This is a genomic window from Chryseolinea serpens (genome assembly GCF_900129725.1).
GTDB classification, from domain to species: Bacteria; Bacteroidota; Bacteroidia; order Cytophagales; family Cyclobacteriaceae; genus Chryseolinea; species Chryseolinea serpens.
This window is the reverse complement of sequence record NZ_FQWQ01000001.1, coordinates 1,900,132-1,914,377: the sequence shown is the minus strand read 5'-3', so window position 1 is coordinate 1,914,377 and position 14,246 is coordinate 1,900,132. Positions and strand designations below refer to the sequence as shown.

The following is a 14,246-nucleotide window of genomic DNA, read 5'->3' as shown; positions in this document are numbered from 1 at the left end:
CATCAATGTATTCATGGACACATCAACGGGAAACCTGCGATCGCTTCGCTCTCAAAGACAGACGCGGGTAGGAGTGAGCCGCCAAAAAGATCTTACCATGAAAGTACACAAGTCCGCAGAATTGCATATATTCCTACTGCTGCACGCCGTTGTCCTTGCAGATTCCCCGGGTCAGTATGTTGCCATGCCGTGACGAGGTGATTTACGGGACCGTGATCGGAACGTCAATAGGACGAAAATCCTGGTTTCTCTTTCTTGGTCTAAGCGGATAATGATTCAACAGTTCTTTAGAAAAAGTTACGGTAAATGGTGTCACAACGATCAACGTATAAAGTCTCAACATTTGCCACCAGGCTTGCCGGCTTCGGCTGGATGTTGGCGCTTAGTCTCGCGGCTATACTTCCTTTGCGTGCGCAGACCGTCACGTTCGAGTCCATCAACTTGCCTCCGGGGCTGGAACTGGGACATACCTTCGACATAAATCAGGACCAGCGGGGATACTTGTGGGTGACCTCTGTGAAGGGGCTGCTGCGGTATGATGGCTATGAGTGGGTGACTTATGCTCATGACGCTACCAACGCAAACACGCTTGCAGCCGATGCGCTGGTAGCGGTGTGCCCTACGCGCGACGGCAAGGTTTGGGTAGGCACCTGGGGGATGGGCCTGGATTGTCTGGACCCGGAGACCGGAAACGTTACACACCATTTGCTGGCCAATCGCAAGACCTTTAACTGGGAAGAGAACTTCATCAACGTGTTGTTGGAAGATCACCTGGGCAATCTATGGATCGGCACCAGCGCCGGACTCTATCGCCGCGATGTGAAGTCGGGCAAGTTCACGGACTATCAACCGGATCCTGAAGATTCTACCAGCCTTAGTAACGGCCAGGTACAGGCAATCTATGAAGACCGTCAGGGCACATTGTGGATTGGAACAGGGAATCCGAATTCAAGTACACCGCTAGCGGGTGGATTGAATAGGATGGATCAACAAACGGGCCGCTTCACCCGCTATGTAAGTGACCCGGGCGACGCCCATAGCCTGACCGATAACCGCGTGCAATCTATTTTTGAAGACAGCCGTGGCACCTTTTGGGTGGGAACGGCCGGTGATGGTCTGCACACGTTGGATCGCAAAACGGGCAGGTTTACGCACTATGCCTACAACCCCGAACATCCTGAACGACTGAGCCGGCCCTTTGTAAAAAATCAGTGGCGGGGAGTACCGCTTGGTGTTCGCGTCATTGACGAGGACCCGGAGGGACGCATCTGGATTGGAGCGTATGCGGGTGGGCTTAACTGCTATGATCCGGCCACCGATCGTGTCACGCATTTTGAAGCCGGGGAACCCGGCGGGTTACCCGACAATTTTCCGATCTGTGTCTTTCGATCGCGCGAAGGCGTTCTCTGGATCGGCACCGATCTGGGCAAGGTAGTAAAAGTAACGTCGCTAATCGGCCCCATCAACCATTGGGATACACGCGCAGGGGTTCATGGTTTCCATAGAGATCCGGACGGCACCCTGTGGCTGGGCACCGTGGCGGGCATCGAGGCGATCGCACCGATCGGCCCCGCTGCCCAAACATTGCTCCAGCAAGCGGCCCACCAAACCACATTGCTCAAAGACCACGTCACGCACATTAACCAGGATCGGGAAGGCGATTGGTGGATGAGCGCATGGGACAACGGACTTTATCATTACCAACCGGCTACCGGCCGCTTCACGCACTACCAACACGATTCGCTCCGGACCAACAGCCTTTGCCGGGAAAATGTGGTGACCACCTATGAGGACCGCAACGGAACGCTATGGGTGATGACCGAGGGAGGCGTTGAACGGCTGGATGACCGGTCAGGCGTGTTCACGCATTTCCGTCACGACGACAAGGATACAACCTCTATCATTGGAAATGCATGCATGGGGCCAACGGAGGATCGAACCGGCGCCTTTTGGATCCCGACCCTCGACGGCGGACTCAATTTAATGGATCGCCGCACGGGAAAGTTCACCCATTTCCTGAAGGGAATGACGATCGTCCAACTGCTGGAAGATGCCCATGGCGAGCTTTGGGTGGCAGCCCATCTCCGTGGAGTGTATCGGTTCGATCGGCCCAACAACAAGTTCGTTCCGTTTCTTGATAGCTACACCGGCAAGCCCTTGCCGATGGCCATTGGCCTGGTGGAAGACAACGCGGGTCACCTGTGGGTTTCCTCGGCCAACGGAGTGGCCGCGATCAGCCCCGCGCGGGATTCGGTAACTTGGTTTGGGATGAACTATGGCATACGGGGAGCGGAGGACCTTTACTTCTGCTCCATTTATAAAAATGAAAAGGGAAATTTGTTTTTCGGTGGAGAAAACGGCTACTACTCTTTTCAGCCCGACCAGCTTTTAAGGCGTAGCGTGGTACATCCCCGGATGGCCATCGTTGCGCTGCGCATCAACAATCAAGCGGTCAATCCCGGCGTGCAAGGACCTTTGCAGGAAGGGCTGTCAACGCTGAACGCCCTGAACCTCACCCACGACCAGGACGCCTTTTCCTTTGATTTCGCGGTTCTCGACTACCGTCATCCCGAATTGCACCTGTACACGTACCGGTTGGAAAACTATGACAATGACTGGCGGCCGACGGGAATGGCACGCACAGCCGACTACTACAACGTACCCCCTGGAGCATACGTGTTTCGCGTGAGAGGGGCCAATAGCGATGGCGTTTGGGTCGAACGGGCCATAACGATCCTCATCGCTCCGCCGTGGTGGCGCACGCCCTGGGCCTACGCGCTGTTCGGCGTGGCCGTGGTATGTTCGTTCTATGGTGGATGGCGCTACCTGTTGGGCCGTGAGCGTATAAAAAACGAACAGCAACTCAAACAGATGAAAGCCGACCAGTCGCTGGAGATCGAGCGGCTCAAGTCGCGGTTCTTTGCCAACATCTCGCACGAACTCCGCACCCCGTTGACCCTCATCCTCGGGCCGCTGGAGAAGAAATTGAGTACCGTCAACCCCGATGATCCGGAGAAACAAGATTTGCAGTTGATGCAGCGCAACGCCCGCCGCTTGCTTCACCTGGTCAACCAACTGTTGGACCTGTCGAAACTCGAAGACGGAAAAATGAAACTGCAAACCCAGCCGGGCGAGTTGATCGAGTTCTTTCACCGGATCACAGCTTCCTTCGCGCCCCTGGCGGAGAGCCGTAAGATCGGATTACAGATTCATTTCCCGGTCGAAAGTCTTTGGGTATGTTTTGACCCGGATAAATTAGAGAAGGTGTTCAATAACTTGCTCTCCAATGCATTCAAGTTCACGCCCGATCACGGCGAGGTTTCTGTTTCGCTGAGCCTGGAACCTGTTGGCCAAAATGGGTCGCCACAGAAAACTTTTGTTAAGGTCGAGTTGTCCGTCAGCGACACGGGCATTGGCATTCCGGCCGATCAACTCGGGCAGATCTTCGATCGCTTTCACCAGGTAGACAACTCCCTCACCCGCGAGCAGGAAGGCACAGGCATCGGCTTGTCGCTAACGCGCGAGATGGTGGAACTCCATCAAGGTACGATCGTTGTGATGAGTGAACCCGGAAGAGGAAGCCGGTTCACCGTTTCCTTACTGCTGGAACGAGTGTCTCCTCAGCAAATGGGAGAGGATCTGCTTTCCGGGGAAACGCCATTCGCTTTTCAGGAAATGACAGTAGCCGAAACCGGCGAACCGGCTTCTGCATCAACGGAAGAAAACGCCGAGCTTCAGGCGCCGTTGATATTGATCGTGGAAGATCATGCAGACCTGCGTGGATTCCTTCGAAACGAACTCTCCGCGAATGCCTATCGCGTCGTCGAAGCAAAAGACGGTCAGGCAGGCTACGAGGAAGCGCTGCATTACATTCCCGACCTCATCATCAGTGACGTCATGATGCCCAAAATGGATGGCATCCAACTGTGCAGCTTGCTAAAGACCGACGAAAAGACCAGCCACATCCCCATCATCCTGCTGACGGCGAAAGCGTCGCGCGACAGCAAAGTGGAGGGTCTGGAAACCGGGGCCGATGACTACCTGACCAAACCCTTTGAAGCGCGCGAACTCTTCAGCCGGATCAGCAACCTCATTGAAGGACGGCGAAAGCTGAAGGCGCGCTATAGCCGCGAAGTGGTGTTGCAGCCCAAGGCCATTGCCATCACCTCGGCCGACGAACGGTTTCTGCTCCGCGCCATGGCCGTGATTGAACGCTATCTCGGTGAGCCTGATTTCAGCGTGGAACGGATGGGCAAAGAAGTCGGCATGAGCCGCATGCAACTCTATCGCAAACTCCAGGCCCTGACCGGACAGGCTCCCAATGATTTTATCAAGACCATGCGATTGCAACGCGCTGCACAGCTGCTGGCAAAGGGCAGTGGCACGGTGTCTGAAGTTTCCTTCCAGGTGGGCTTCAGTTCGCATTCCTATTTTTCCAAGTGTTTTATCGAACAATACGGCAAAACCCCTTCCGACTACATGGCCGAGCAGGCCGGCGTGTCTTAATCACCCAATAAGCAACGATGTTACCGGATTGACAGTGCTTGGGAGATTTTTTACAGCGCTGGTTTGAGTGCTGAATCGAGTTCTTTTCGCATGTTACAGGATTGCCAGCATGAGGGCGATGGCTGTTAGGTATGCCTTTGACGGGCTTTCTACTTTTGGTTATCATTTTTTTACAGATCAACCAGAAGAATTATCGCCATGAAAACCCTCTCCATCGCCCCGGTAGTTCCCGCCTTCAGCCTGAAATGGCGGATACCGATCATGCCCTTCATTTCCATTCGCAAAGTACCGACCCACTCGGTCACAATCCCTTTTGCCTCCAGGCAAGACAGGCGCAAAGTCTCCCGGCCTTCGTCAAAACCTTTGAACTATTTCTTGTTGGCCCTGACCTTTCTCTATTTGGTCATTTTGCTGGCCGGTTGCTGGGCAATGGTCCAGGTTTTCTGGCGGTGGACGACGGAAAGCAGTTTGGCGGGCTTCCCGATATCCTGATCCCCCGTTCACGAGCTGTCCTGCATCAACATCCGCACAGGAGCAAACCAACGAAAAACAAATCCTAAAACTTAAAAACATACTTTATGATAGCACAAATGTTCGTGGCAACCACATCGTCGTATCGCTCGGCAGGCCGGGCGGCGATGATCAGTGGCATTCTCGGCCTGATGGCATACGGATTTCTGCTCGCCGCGGTGCTCACGCGCGAGGCGTGGGTAGTGTCCAATTTTGGTTATATCATGTTCAGGGCCCATGACGTGGCCGTTATCCTTCAATTTATTTTTATGATCCCGGTGCTGTACGGGATCCAAAAACTCTCACAAAAACAAGGTGCCGGAATACGTCGCGCAAGCCTCAACGTGGGCATCGGGGCGCTTTTATTTACCGCGCTTTTTCTGCTGCTCGGCATCGTCAAGATCTTTTCCGATGGACATTACCTGCTGCCGGTCATGGTGCTCGGTGTGTGGTTGATGATCGCCAATGGACGCCTGGTCGATGCGCTCCCGCGCCCGCTTTGCTGGTTTGGGATGATCATCGGTTTGGGCCTGGTAGCGTTCGGTTCATTTTTTCCAGCCTACGCCATTTTTGTGGATATCGTCATTCTGCGGGTACCGCCCGTAGACATGGCTACGTATCCCGAGCCCCCGATGAATTTTGCAAACATGTTTATTCACAAGATCATCTGGATAGGCTCGATCGCGGGCGTGGCCCCGCTTCCGGTTTGGACCATGCTGGTGGGACGTTATCTGCTTCGGGAAGACCGTAGTGTGTTGCAAGTTGAAGAAGTTCAATCAAACTATAACACCACGATATTATGATCATCCTCAGCGCTAAAATGGCGCGTGTGAAAAACATCACGTTGCTTTTTGTCTGCTCGCTCATAGCGTCCGTGTCCCTTGCCCAAAACGACAAAGACCCTGCCGACGGCCTGTTCCATGATGATCTCCTGGATCATTTCGTTGGGCAATGGACTGTTTCGGGGACGGCGCATGGAAAGTTTTTTGATCACATGAAATTGGACGCAGAATGGATCGTGAACCATCAATACTTTCGCATTCATATGCAGGGCACCGAGATCGTTCCCTGGTTGGGCATCCCCATGGAAGTATGGACGTATACCGGCTACAACCACAAAGCGAAACACTACGTGGTGCACGAAATCAGCGTGTTCGGTGCCGACGATCCGAACGAGGGTTTTTGTCATGCCTATCGAACCGGCAACGAATTGAAGGTGATCCACAAATTTGTGACGACGGCCGATACGGTGATTGTTCAACGACTCATCTGGGAACCCGCGCCGGGATCCTGGCACATGGAGAGCCGGATGGAGATTTCGGGAAAAGAAGGAGAGCCCTTTCTGGACCTGAGGGCCGTTCCCATGGTGACGACATCACCCACTGCCAAAAAGAAACAACCCATTAAAAGCGGAAAACAACCTTGACCGTTCAACGGAACAGAGATCAGTTTTTCTCGGACACTGTTCTCGCAACCGTGGCAATCAATGATGTCGTCCCACTTCCATCCGGACGAAGCTGACGGCACTCCCTTACTTCGAGCTGAAATGATTCAAAAAAATGTAAAACAATCCCATTATGATCAGCCTAAAATCTAAAATCGACAGCGTGAAAGAAATCATCCCCAGAAAATATACCGCACGGGATTCAAGAGCGGTAGTACCGTTCCTGTCAATTCTTTTCTGTTCGTTCATAGCATCCGCGTCCCTTGCTCAAAATGTCAAAGACACTACCGAGGGGCTTTTCCACGATGACCTCCTCGAACATTTTGTTGGCAAATGGAATGTTTCATCCATCGCGCACGGAAAAATTTTTGAACAGACGGACATTGAAGCGACATGGGTGATGAACCATCGATACCTGCGCATTCACTTGCAAGGAACGGAAGTCGTTCCCCGGCTGGGCAGCCCCATGGAAGCGTTGTATTTTATTGGCTATAACCACCACGCTAAGCGCTACATCATTCATGACCTGAACGTATTTGGTGGCGACCAGCCAAACGGAGGGTTTTGCCATGGCCAACGCGACGGTAACGAGTTAAAAATGGTTTACAAGTTTGCCGCGACCGCCGATAGTGCCATTGTCCAACGGTTCACCTGGCAGCCGGCCTCCGGGTCATGGCGCATGGTGAGTCGCCTGGAGATTTTAGGAAAAGAGCAAGCGCCCTTCCTCGAGTTGGAGGCTACTCCGGCTGCATTGCCCACGACAAAGAAGAACCCATCGGACAAAAGCGGACAATAGCCTTCCGGGAGTCGCCGCATCAACATCGCTTCAGATGACTTTTAAAAAATTAAACTCATGACGGACAAGACCACCATGCTCAATATTTCCTCCGATACGCTCGGGGATCAGGTGTCACTGACCACATCAAAGTCGCGCTATGTCCGCTATTTCTTTGTAGGCATGGCGTGTCTTTTTCCGGTGTTGACCGTGCTCGGCTTTATGCCCAGTTATCAGGCGGTGTCCGACGGTTCGTTCAAACCGCATTGGTTTGTCCATGTTCATGGCGCCTTGATGGCGGGATGGCTTTTTATTTTCCTGACGCAAACCTTTCTGGCTGCCCGGGGCAATCTGAAATTCCACCGTCAATTGGGAATGTTTTTTGCCTTCTACGGGGCGATGATCTGCCTGTTGATGCCAACAACAAGCATCCGCGCACGGATTGCTTTTCCTCCGCCCGTTGAAGATTTTGTATGGAGTGTTCTGGCGGTGGAGCTAATGGCCTTCGCCATGTTCAGCCTATTCTTTATTTGGGGGATCCTGGTCCGGAAAAATGCACCCGCGCACAAACGCCTGCTGCTCCTGGCCACCATTATTTTGATGGGGGCCTCCATAGACCGTATGTCTTGGTTGCCGCGATTGGAGAATGGATTGTTTTCAAATTTTGCGTACCTGGATGCACTGCTGATCCCTCTGTTTATATATGACTTCGTTAGCGTCGGAAGGATTCATAAAATAACACTGCTGGGAAGCGCATGCCTCGTTGCCGCCCAATTGTTAGTGGGGACCGTCTGGGAGTCGCAGGCCTGGCGCACGTTCTGGTTCAACCGGTTTGCGCCCTTCGTGGAGCAGGCGGTGGAAATAAAACTCAGCGACGCTCAGATCGATCCTTTGCTGGGCGACTATGGCGACAAGAATTGGCACATGACGCTCGGTCGCGAAGAAGATAAGCTCTATCTAAAACTACCGGACATTCCAAGACTTGAGGCCGGGGCGGTTTCCGAAAATGAGTTGTTCCTGAGAACAACAACCTGGAATCTTTTTTTTGAAAGAGATGCCCATGGCCAGGTGACAAAGGTGATCAACAAACAAGGCGCGAGGACGTGGGAAGCCGCGCGAATACGATAGCGGCAATGCGTGCGAAGCCAGCGACCCCGTTGAAGGGGAGTGCTTACCCTGTTGGCGTGTTCATCGTCTGACGCGAATCCAGAAAATGTACAGAATTGCTAGGGTGCTTTGCCCGCATGATAACATCGCTTTGGCTCCTTTTTGTTTGTGCCTTCCTGGCTTTTTCCCTGAGTGCGGTCTGTGGCGGTGGCGCCGGCCTGTTGTTGATGCCCGTGCTGGGCTTGTTCTTGCCGGCGACACAGCTGCCGGCGGCGCTGTCCATCGGTACCGTGGCATCGTCGATTTCGCGCATAGCGGTTTTCTTTTCCCGGATTCGGTGGGACGTTGTTCGCTGGTTTGTTCCAGCGGCCTTGCCCGCCGTGTTTCTCGGGGCCTGGCTTCTGCATTTTGTGAACCCGCTTTACCTGGAGATCGCGATGGGGGTCTTCCTGATCAGCAACCTTCCCGCACTTTTTAAAAAAACAAGCAAAGCCCCGGCCCCCGGACATTCTTCGCACAAACTCTTGCTCGTCATTGGCTTCCTGGCAGGCTTTCTTTCGGGACTCACGGGCGCTGTAGGACTGTTGTTCAATCGTTTCTATCTGCGCTATGGACTCTCCAAGGAAGAAATCGTGGCCACCCGCGCAGCAAACGAATTGATTCTTCACGTGATCAAACTGGGATTGTATGCTTCCTTTGGTTTGATCTCCGGCAAAGTGATTGGACTGGGAGCTTCGGTTGCCATTGCCGGTTTGTTGTCGTCGTGGTTTATGAAATGGGGGTTGAAAAAGATCAGCGAATCCTTTTTCCGAAGCGTGGGTTATGCCACGATGGTCCTTTCCGGGATCGTGATGCTCACGCAATCGGGTGGCCGGTTGATGTCCGAGAACAACGCCTACTTGTCGTTCTCGCCCATTGCCAAAGGCGTTGAATCAAAGTTGCAATGGCAAAATGCAAAACTGGCTTTTGAATTTGAATACGATGAAGGGTTTGAATACGAACAAGAGGTCCCGTTGTCCGATTTGTCAACCGCGCAACGGAAGTATATCCTGACCGAAAAGGGAGATGCAGAAACGATACGCATCGAGGAAGTATTCGGCATCGATTCGCATTCGTTTGAAGCGTATTATTTCAAGGGCGGGATACTTGTTAAGAAGATAGACTTCGGCGTGTAGTGCCGAAGAAACGACACAGACCGTACCAAGCAAAAATAAAAGACGGACCCCCGCGAGGGGTCCGTCCTGGAATGGATGGGGCTTTAGTCTTTTTCTGCTCCTTCCTTCTCTTCTTTCTTCGACAGCACCTTTCCTTCCGGTGAAATTTGAATTTCGTATGTTGTCTTTCCTTTTTCAACCTCTACCTCGTAGAATACACCGGTTGAGGTTTCCGCTTTTTCGGCCTCTTCGATCTTGTAGCCTGCAAACTCCTTGCTCAGCGTAGCTTGCACGGCCGAAGGAAGATCCCCTTTCTTGATCTCTGTCTCGGTGGCCAACCACGTGCCTGCCGCGTCGAAGTTGGCGGACTGCTCCAGGTGATTGACCGCAAACTCCGCTTCAAACGCTGTAGCATTTTCTTTCGACCACGTGGCTTGCTTCACCGCGGGAAAGCGTTTTGCAAAAGCGCTCTTCACCGCCGCCGGAACTTCGCTTTCCTTTAACTTCTGTGCTTGTGCATAACCCGAACTCAGGGCCAGCACAAAAAATAGCATCGTGAATTTCATACGTTTTGATTTTTTGTTTGATCTAAAGGACGAAAGCGATTTTGTATATTTTCTGTACAACCCGAAATGGCGAGAAAATGAGATTAGAAATTAATCTCTGCCGTACTCCAGGAGCATAAAGGTTCCGGGCACAACGCTGGGCCGGGGATTCGGATTGTCAGCTGTCGCGGCAGGTGTCTCACCGTATTGTGCGGTTGAGAGAAAGATGTGATGCGTCACAGGATCCATCGTCAACGTCCTTGCCCCCGGAGCCGTGGCAACGGTTTCAACGACGGTGAATTCGGTCGGCGAAACTTCTTTCACCACCGTCATCGTTCCTTCACCATTGGAACTGACGGCAAATTTTGATGTGGCATCAAAGACCACGCCGTCCACGCGTTTGCCAATGGGCACTTTCGAAACGACCTTACCGGTATTGGCATCCACGATGATCATGAGTTCATTGTGACAAACACTGAACAAACGATGCGTGGAAGGGTCGATGGCCAGGCCCGTGGGCTCTTCGCCCGGAGCAACGCTCCACCGGTTTTTAATCGCCAACGATTTGGCATCAAACGAGACGATCTCATGAGTGTCTTCCAGGTTCACAAAAATGGTTCCCTTTCCATCCGACACGCCGGCCTCCACGCCATCGCCACCCAAATCCAATGTTCCCAATACTTTTCCTTTGGCGATATCGATCGCTGTCGCGCTGGCGCCGCTGTGGTTGAATACAAAGACACGGTCGGAATAAGGATCATAGAGCAAGGCGTCAGGATTTTTCCCCGTGGGCAATTCAACAATAGGAGCAAGGGTCTTCAAATCGAAAATGGTAGCGGTATTCGTTCTCCCGTTGGTGGTCAGGCCCCTGTTGATTTTCGGCACGGCCACGATGCCATGCACGCCGCTGGTAGGTTTTATCACGCCCAGGGATTTATGGGTTTTCAAATCCAGGACCTCCACCTGGCTTCCATGCGAGAGAAAAATTTTGTTGTTGTCATGATCCACCGTCAGGTAGTCCCAACCTCCTTCTCCACCGATGACGGTTTTCTTCACGAGGTGATAGCCCGGGGTTTGGGCATGCAGGGTGGCGCTTAGCAGTAGCAGGACAAGTCCAAATATTCCAACGAACGAATGGCGATAGTTTTTCATGATTCTGAATGATTTATGAGGTGGAGAAATGCTGGTGGCTAAGGGAAATAGAATTGTCCATCCTAACCTGACCGCGTTGAAGGTAAAACGGGATTCTGTAGACTTTTTGGATTTAGCGCGCCTGTTCTTGGAAGAGTGGCCAGTTTAGGAAAGGCCGGGTTCAAACTTAAAGCCTCCGTGATAATAAAATTGAGCTAAATTTTTTGTAATGTAACAGAAGAGAAACAGGGCCGACGCACGACGGGCGCCTTCACGGTTCAAATCGTTAGGGCTCGGGTTGGACCATGGATACGATGTTCAGACGAATAAGCTTTACTTAAATCCTGTTGGATGCTAAAATTCTATAAGTACGCCATCGCGCTCCTGGTCACGTTGGGGATTGTCGCGGTATACCATTTCGTGAACATCCGGCTGTTCAGTCTGGACATCACAAAAATGACCCGCGAAAAATTGTTTTACATCCGAACCCAACCACCGGCACAAAGAGAGATGCTGATGTTGAACATCGGGCGATTGGAGGCCGATGAATTAAAACCCAAACTCGACTCTCTGTTACTTTGCGAGCCTGCGGTTGTGGGTGTAAACCTGTGCCACTACACAGAAGACGTGGGTGCCCTCGTGACGCAGTATGCCTCTGTGCCGAATATCTTTTTTGTAGATTGCCAGCGGAAGGGCAGGGGGGGTTGAGCGAAATCATAGACGACGGCAACGTAGTCACACACTTTGATTGTTCCAGGAGGGATTACTTCGAATTCCTGTTGACCGGTTTCAGGCAAAGAGGAAACGACCGGGAGATGATCAACTATGCACCAGAACAGCAGACCCTATTTATGAGGGCTGAATTGAAGGATACACCTTTTTGGTACGGAGCGTTGGAGGGTAAAACTATCTTAGTAGGTTACCTGGGCGATTACCTGACGGATAGTCTGTATTACTATAAACAATGCCGCATCACTCCCCTGAATGAGTACTACGGACAAGAAAACCTTCTGCCAGATCTCTACGACACAGAAGTAAGCGCAAACATTATCCGCACCATCCGTGATCAGGATTATATTGATGAGATCGGAGAAGTATTCAGGATATTTATCCTATTGGCTTTTACCCTGCTGAACGTGATCATCATAACTTTTATCCGCACCAGATGGCTGGCGGTAAACTTGATCATTGCAGCGTTGATTTTTGTTCTCTTTACGATCGCAGGTTCACTCATGCTGGTCTTACTTTTTGACAAGGGATATTTCCTGGCCTTGGATGAACTGCCGGTCATCCTGGTGATCACCACCGTCTTTACGATGGCGGTGAGTATGCCCGGGAAACCAAGCGATACGACGGCAAAACCAGTATAGAGCCGAAGCGCAGACCGTACAAACACCTGTTCACATTTGCACACTTCCCGGGTATCGCTGCCGGCATCAGGCCCCGGCAACCGCTTTTTTCAACATGGCACTTTTATTGAACGGGCGACAGCAATATCCGCAACACACGCACCGTTACTATGTACATGAAAAAGGTCACGACGTTTTTTCTGATTTGCTCGGGAGCGGATCGGCATATACTTGAGAAATGTCCATCCGAAACCAGCAAATACGCCGGCATTGGCGCTACCATTTTCTTTACGGGCTTGTTTGCCGCCTTATCGGGTGGATATGCTTTGAACACCGTTTTCGACAACCTCTGGATCGCCACCGCCTTTGGACTGTTGTGGGGACTCATGATCTTTAACCTGGACCGCTACATCGTGTCCAGCATGCGCAAAGAAGGAAAACCAGCGCGCGAATGGTTGATGGCCACGCCCCGCATCGTGCTGGCCGTGTTCATCTCCATCGTCATCGCCAAGCCGCTGGAGCTCAAAATATTTGAAAAAGAGATCGCGCCGGAATTGGCGGCGATGGAACAAAAAGCCTACAAAGAAGAGGAAATCTTGACGCGAAGCCGGTTTGCGTTCGTGGGCGACAGCCTGGAGACCGTTGTAAATGCATTGAAAGCCGAAGTAACCCAAAAGGCCCTCCAACGCGACGCACTGGTCAGTGCCGCCCAGGCGGAAGCCGATGGAACCGGGGGTAGCCGGAAAAAGAATCTGGGTCCCATCTATAAAGTAAAAAAAGCGGACGCCGATAAAGCCGAGACAGAATTGAAAGCCTTGACCGCCTACAACTATGAGCGGATCGCCGCACTGGAAAAAAGTGTCGCCGAAAACAACACACAGATGAACGGCGCCCTGGGCGACCTGGAGCAAAACAAGATCGACGGCCCCGCCGCCCGCATCGAAGCGCTGAGTCACCTGACGGCCAAGAGCAGTGCGATCCTTTGGGCACACCTGTTCATCATGCTTTTGTTCATCGCGATCGAGACCGCGCCCGTGCTGGTCAAACTCATCGCCGGCAAAGGGCCTTACGACAATCTCCTGAAGGTGGAAGAATATCAGTTCACCGTACACGAGATCGAGGAGAAAGCGCGGATGAACACCCTGGCCAAAGAGAAAACGGCCACCTACCCGCAACACGAACGCACTTTCATCGCTACCCGGCTCGACAACGAGTTGCAATAGCTGTCGCGAGGGTTGCTCACCAAACCTGGTAGATCTCCCGCGATCCGGTGAGATACATCTCGTGGTAGCCTTCCATGGCCGCGGCCATCTTTTTCATGGCCTCTGAATTTTCTTTATACTTCTCCCAGCTTTGCTCATACGCCGTGAGGCTATCATAGCGCGTCACCATGATCACGCGGTTGAACTGACCGGTCATGTCGGTAAGAATGTTGACCAGTTCGGTGTTTCCTTGCATGCCTTCTTTGAATTTCTTGGCCAGCTTCGAGGCGTTGCCGGGTTTGCAGACAAAAATGTCGTGAACAATGATCATAAGAGGTTGTGTTTTTTTTATAAAAACAAGATAGGAAATAGGCTGCCGGAGAGGAAATAAGAATCGACTTCCGGTCATCAGAAGTATAGTCCGGCGGGAGGCCTTATTTTGGCTTTTTGACCCCGTCCCCGTCCATTTATTCAAACTCAGAATTTCTACAGAATGGGGCCCTTATTTGCTTTTCGCGGCATC

13 protein-coding genes are annotated in these 14,246 nt (G+C 52.2%); 10 read left to right on the top strand and 3 right to left on the bottom strand.

Annotated features, from left to right (window positions below; genetic code table 11):
- Positions 1 to 306: 306 nt before the first annotated feature.
- From BUB30_RS07435 to BUB30_RS07405, 7 genes are all read left to right on the top strand, one after another.
- Positions 307 to 4,506 carry a hybrid sensor histidine kinase/response regulator transcription factor gene (locus tag BUB30_RS07435; RefSeq protein WP_084137951.1) on the top strand — a complete coding sequence of 1,400 codons (4,200 nt, stop codon included), beginning with the start codon at positions 307 to 309 and terminating at the stop codon, positions 4,504 to 4,506.
- Between the two features lie 137 nt (positions 4,507 to 4,643).
- Entirely contained in the window at positions 4,644 to 5,066 is a 423-nt protein-coding gene (locus BUB30_RS07430; RefSeq protein WP_178377042.1) for a hypothetical protein, read from the top strand.
- 18 nt (positions 5,067 to 5,084) lie between these two features.
- Complete coding sequence (locus BUB30_RS07425; protein ID WP_143164800.1) at positions 5,085 to 5,819, top strand: hypothetical protein; 735 nt, start codon at positions 5,085 to 5,087, stop codon at positions 5,817 to 5,819.
- Entirely contained in the window at positions 5,816 to 6,442 is a 627-nt protein-coding gene (locus BUB30_RS07420; RefSeq protein ID WP_073132390.1) for a hypothetical protein, read from the top strand. Before BUB30_RS07425 ends, BUB30_RS07420 begins: the two co-directional genes overlap by 4 nt.
- A gap of 151 nt (positions 6,443 to 6,593) precedes the next feature.
- Entirely contained in the window at positions 6,594 to 7,256 is a 663-nt protein-coding gene (locus BUB30_RS07415) for a hypothetical protein (protein ID WP_073132389.1), read from the top strand.
- 57 nt (positions 7,257 to 7,313) lie between these two features.
- Positions 7,314 to 8,363 carry a hypothetical protein gene (locus BUB30_RS07410; RefSeq protein ID WP_073132387.1) on the top strand — a complete coding sequence of 350 codons (1,050 nt, stop codon included), beginning with the start codon at positions 7,314 to 7,316 and terminating at the stop codon, positions 8,361 to 8,363.
- Between the two features lie 116 nt (positions 8,364 to 8,479).
- The gene (locus BUB30_RS07405) at positions 8,480 to 9,517 is read left to right on the top strand and encodes a sulfite exporter TauE/SafE family protein (protein ID WP_073132385.1); all 1,038 of its coding nucleotides are present in this window, start codon (positions 8,480 to 8,482) and stop codon (positions 9,515 to 9,517) included.
- A gap of 83 nt (positions 9,518 to 9,600) precedes the next feature.
- On the opposite strand, the gene BUB30_RS07400 is transcribed toward BUB30_RS07405, so the two are convergent.
- Together BUB30_RS07400 and BUB30_RS07395 are read right to left on the bottom strand one after the other, a co-directional pair.
- Positions 9,601 to 10,062 carry a PepSY-like domain-containing protein gene (locus tag BUB30_RS07400; protein ID WP_073132383.1) on the bottom strand — a complete coding sequence of 154 codons (462 nt, stop codon included), beginning with the start codon at positions 10,060 to 10,062 and terminating at the stop codon, positions 9,601 to 9,603.
- A gap of 90 nt (positions 10,063 to 10,152) precedes the next feature.
- The gene (locus BUB30_RS07395; RefSeq protein WP_073132381.1) at positions 10,153 to 11,193 is read right to left on the bottom strand and encodes a YncE family protein; all 1,041 of its coding nucleotides are present in this window, start codon (positions 11,191 to 11,193) and stop codon (positions 10,153 to 10,155) included.
- 330 nt (positions 11,194 to 11,523) lie between these two features.
- Between BUB30_RS07395 and BUB30_RS07390 the strand changes: the two genes are divergently transcribed.
- From BUB30_RS07390 to BUB30_RS07380, 3 genes are all read left to right on the top strand, one after another.
- A complete protein-coding gene (locus tag BUB30_RS07390) occupies positions 11,524 to 11,880 on the top strand; it encodes a hypothetical protein (protein WP_073132379.1) in 357 nt (118 codons plus the stop codon).
- A 107-nt stretch (positions 11,881 to 11,987) separates the two neighbouring features.
- On the top strand, positions 11,988 to 12,542 hold the full coding sequence (locus BUB30_RS07385) for a hypothetical protein (protein ID WP_143164799.1): 555 nt from the start codon (positions 11,988 to 11,990) through the stop codon (positions 12,540 to 12,542).
- Between the two features lie 149 nt (positions 12,543 to 12,691).
- Positions 12,692 to 13,744, top strand: a complete 1,053-nt coding sequence (locus tag BUB30_RS07380; RefSeq protein ID WP_245804042.1) for a DUF4407 domain-containing protein — start codon at positions 12,692 to 12,694, stop codon at positions 13,742 to 13,744.
- 16 nt (positions 13,745 to 13,760) lie between these two features.
- Here the strand turns inward: BUB30_RS07380 and BUB30_RS07375 are convergent, their stop codons facing one another.
- A complete protein-coding gene (locus tag BUB30_RS07375) occupies positions 13,761 to 14,054 on the bottom strand; it encodes an NIPSNAP family protein (RefSeq protein WP_073132375.1) in 294 nt (97 codons plus the stop codon).
- Between the last annotated feature and the right edge of the window lie 192 nt (positions 14,055 to 14,246).

Bases quoted from the DNA above. Each gene is read 5' to 3' on its own strand.
- BUB30_RS07435 (WP_084137951.1), top strand. From the start codon at position 307: ATGGTGTCACAACGATCAACGTATAAAGTCTCAACATTTGCCACCAGG.
- BUB30_RS07425 (WP_143164800.1), top strand. From the start codon at position 5,085: ATGATAGCACAAATGTTCGTGGCAACCACATCGTCGTATCGCTCGGCA.
- BUB30_RS07420 (WP_073132390.1), top strand. From the start codon at position 5,816: ATGATCATCCTCAGCGCTAAAATGGCGCGTGTGAAAAACATCACGTTG.
- BUB30_RS07415 (WP_073132389.1), top strand. From the start codon at position 6,594: ATGATCAGCCTAAAATCTAAAATCGACAGCGTGAAAGAAATCATCCCC.
- BUB30_RS07410 (WP_073132387.1), top strand. From the start codon at position 7,314: ATGACGGACAAGACCACCATGCTCAATATTTCCTCCGATACGCTCGGG.
- BUB30_RS07405 (WP_073132385.1), top strand. From the start codon at position 8,480: ATGATAACATCGCTTTGGCTCCTTTTTGTTTGTGCCTTCCTGGCTTTT.
- BUB30_RS07400 (WP_073132383.1), bottom strand. From the start codon at position 10,062: ATGAAATTCACGATGCTATTTTTTGTGCTGGCCCTGAGTTCGGGTTAT.
- BUB30_RS07395 (WP_073132381.1), bottom strand. From the start codon at position 11,193: ATGAAAAACTATCGCCATTCGTTCGTTGGAATATTTGGACTTGTCCTG.
- BUB30_RS07390 (WP_073132379.1), top strand. From the start codon at position 11,524: ATGCTAAAATTCTATAAGTACGCCATCGCGCTCCTGGTCACGTTGGGG.
- BUB30_RS07385 (WP_143164799.1), top strand. From the start codon at position 11,988: ATGATCAACTATGCACCAGAACAGCAGACCCTATTTATGAGGGCTGAA.
- BUB30_RS07380 (WP_245804042.1), top strand. From the start codon at position 12,692: ATGTACATGAAAAAGGTCACGACGTTTTTTCTGATTTGCTCGGGAGCG.
- BUB30_RS07375 (WP_073132375.1), bottom strand. From the start codon at position 14,054: ATGATCATTGTTCACGACATTTTTGTCTGCAAACCCGGCAACGCCTCG.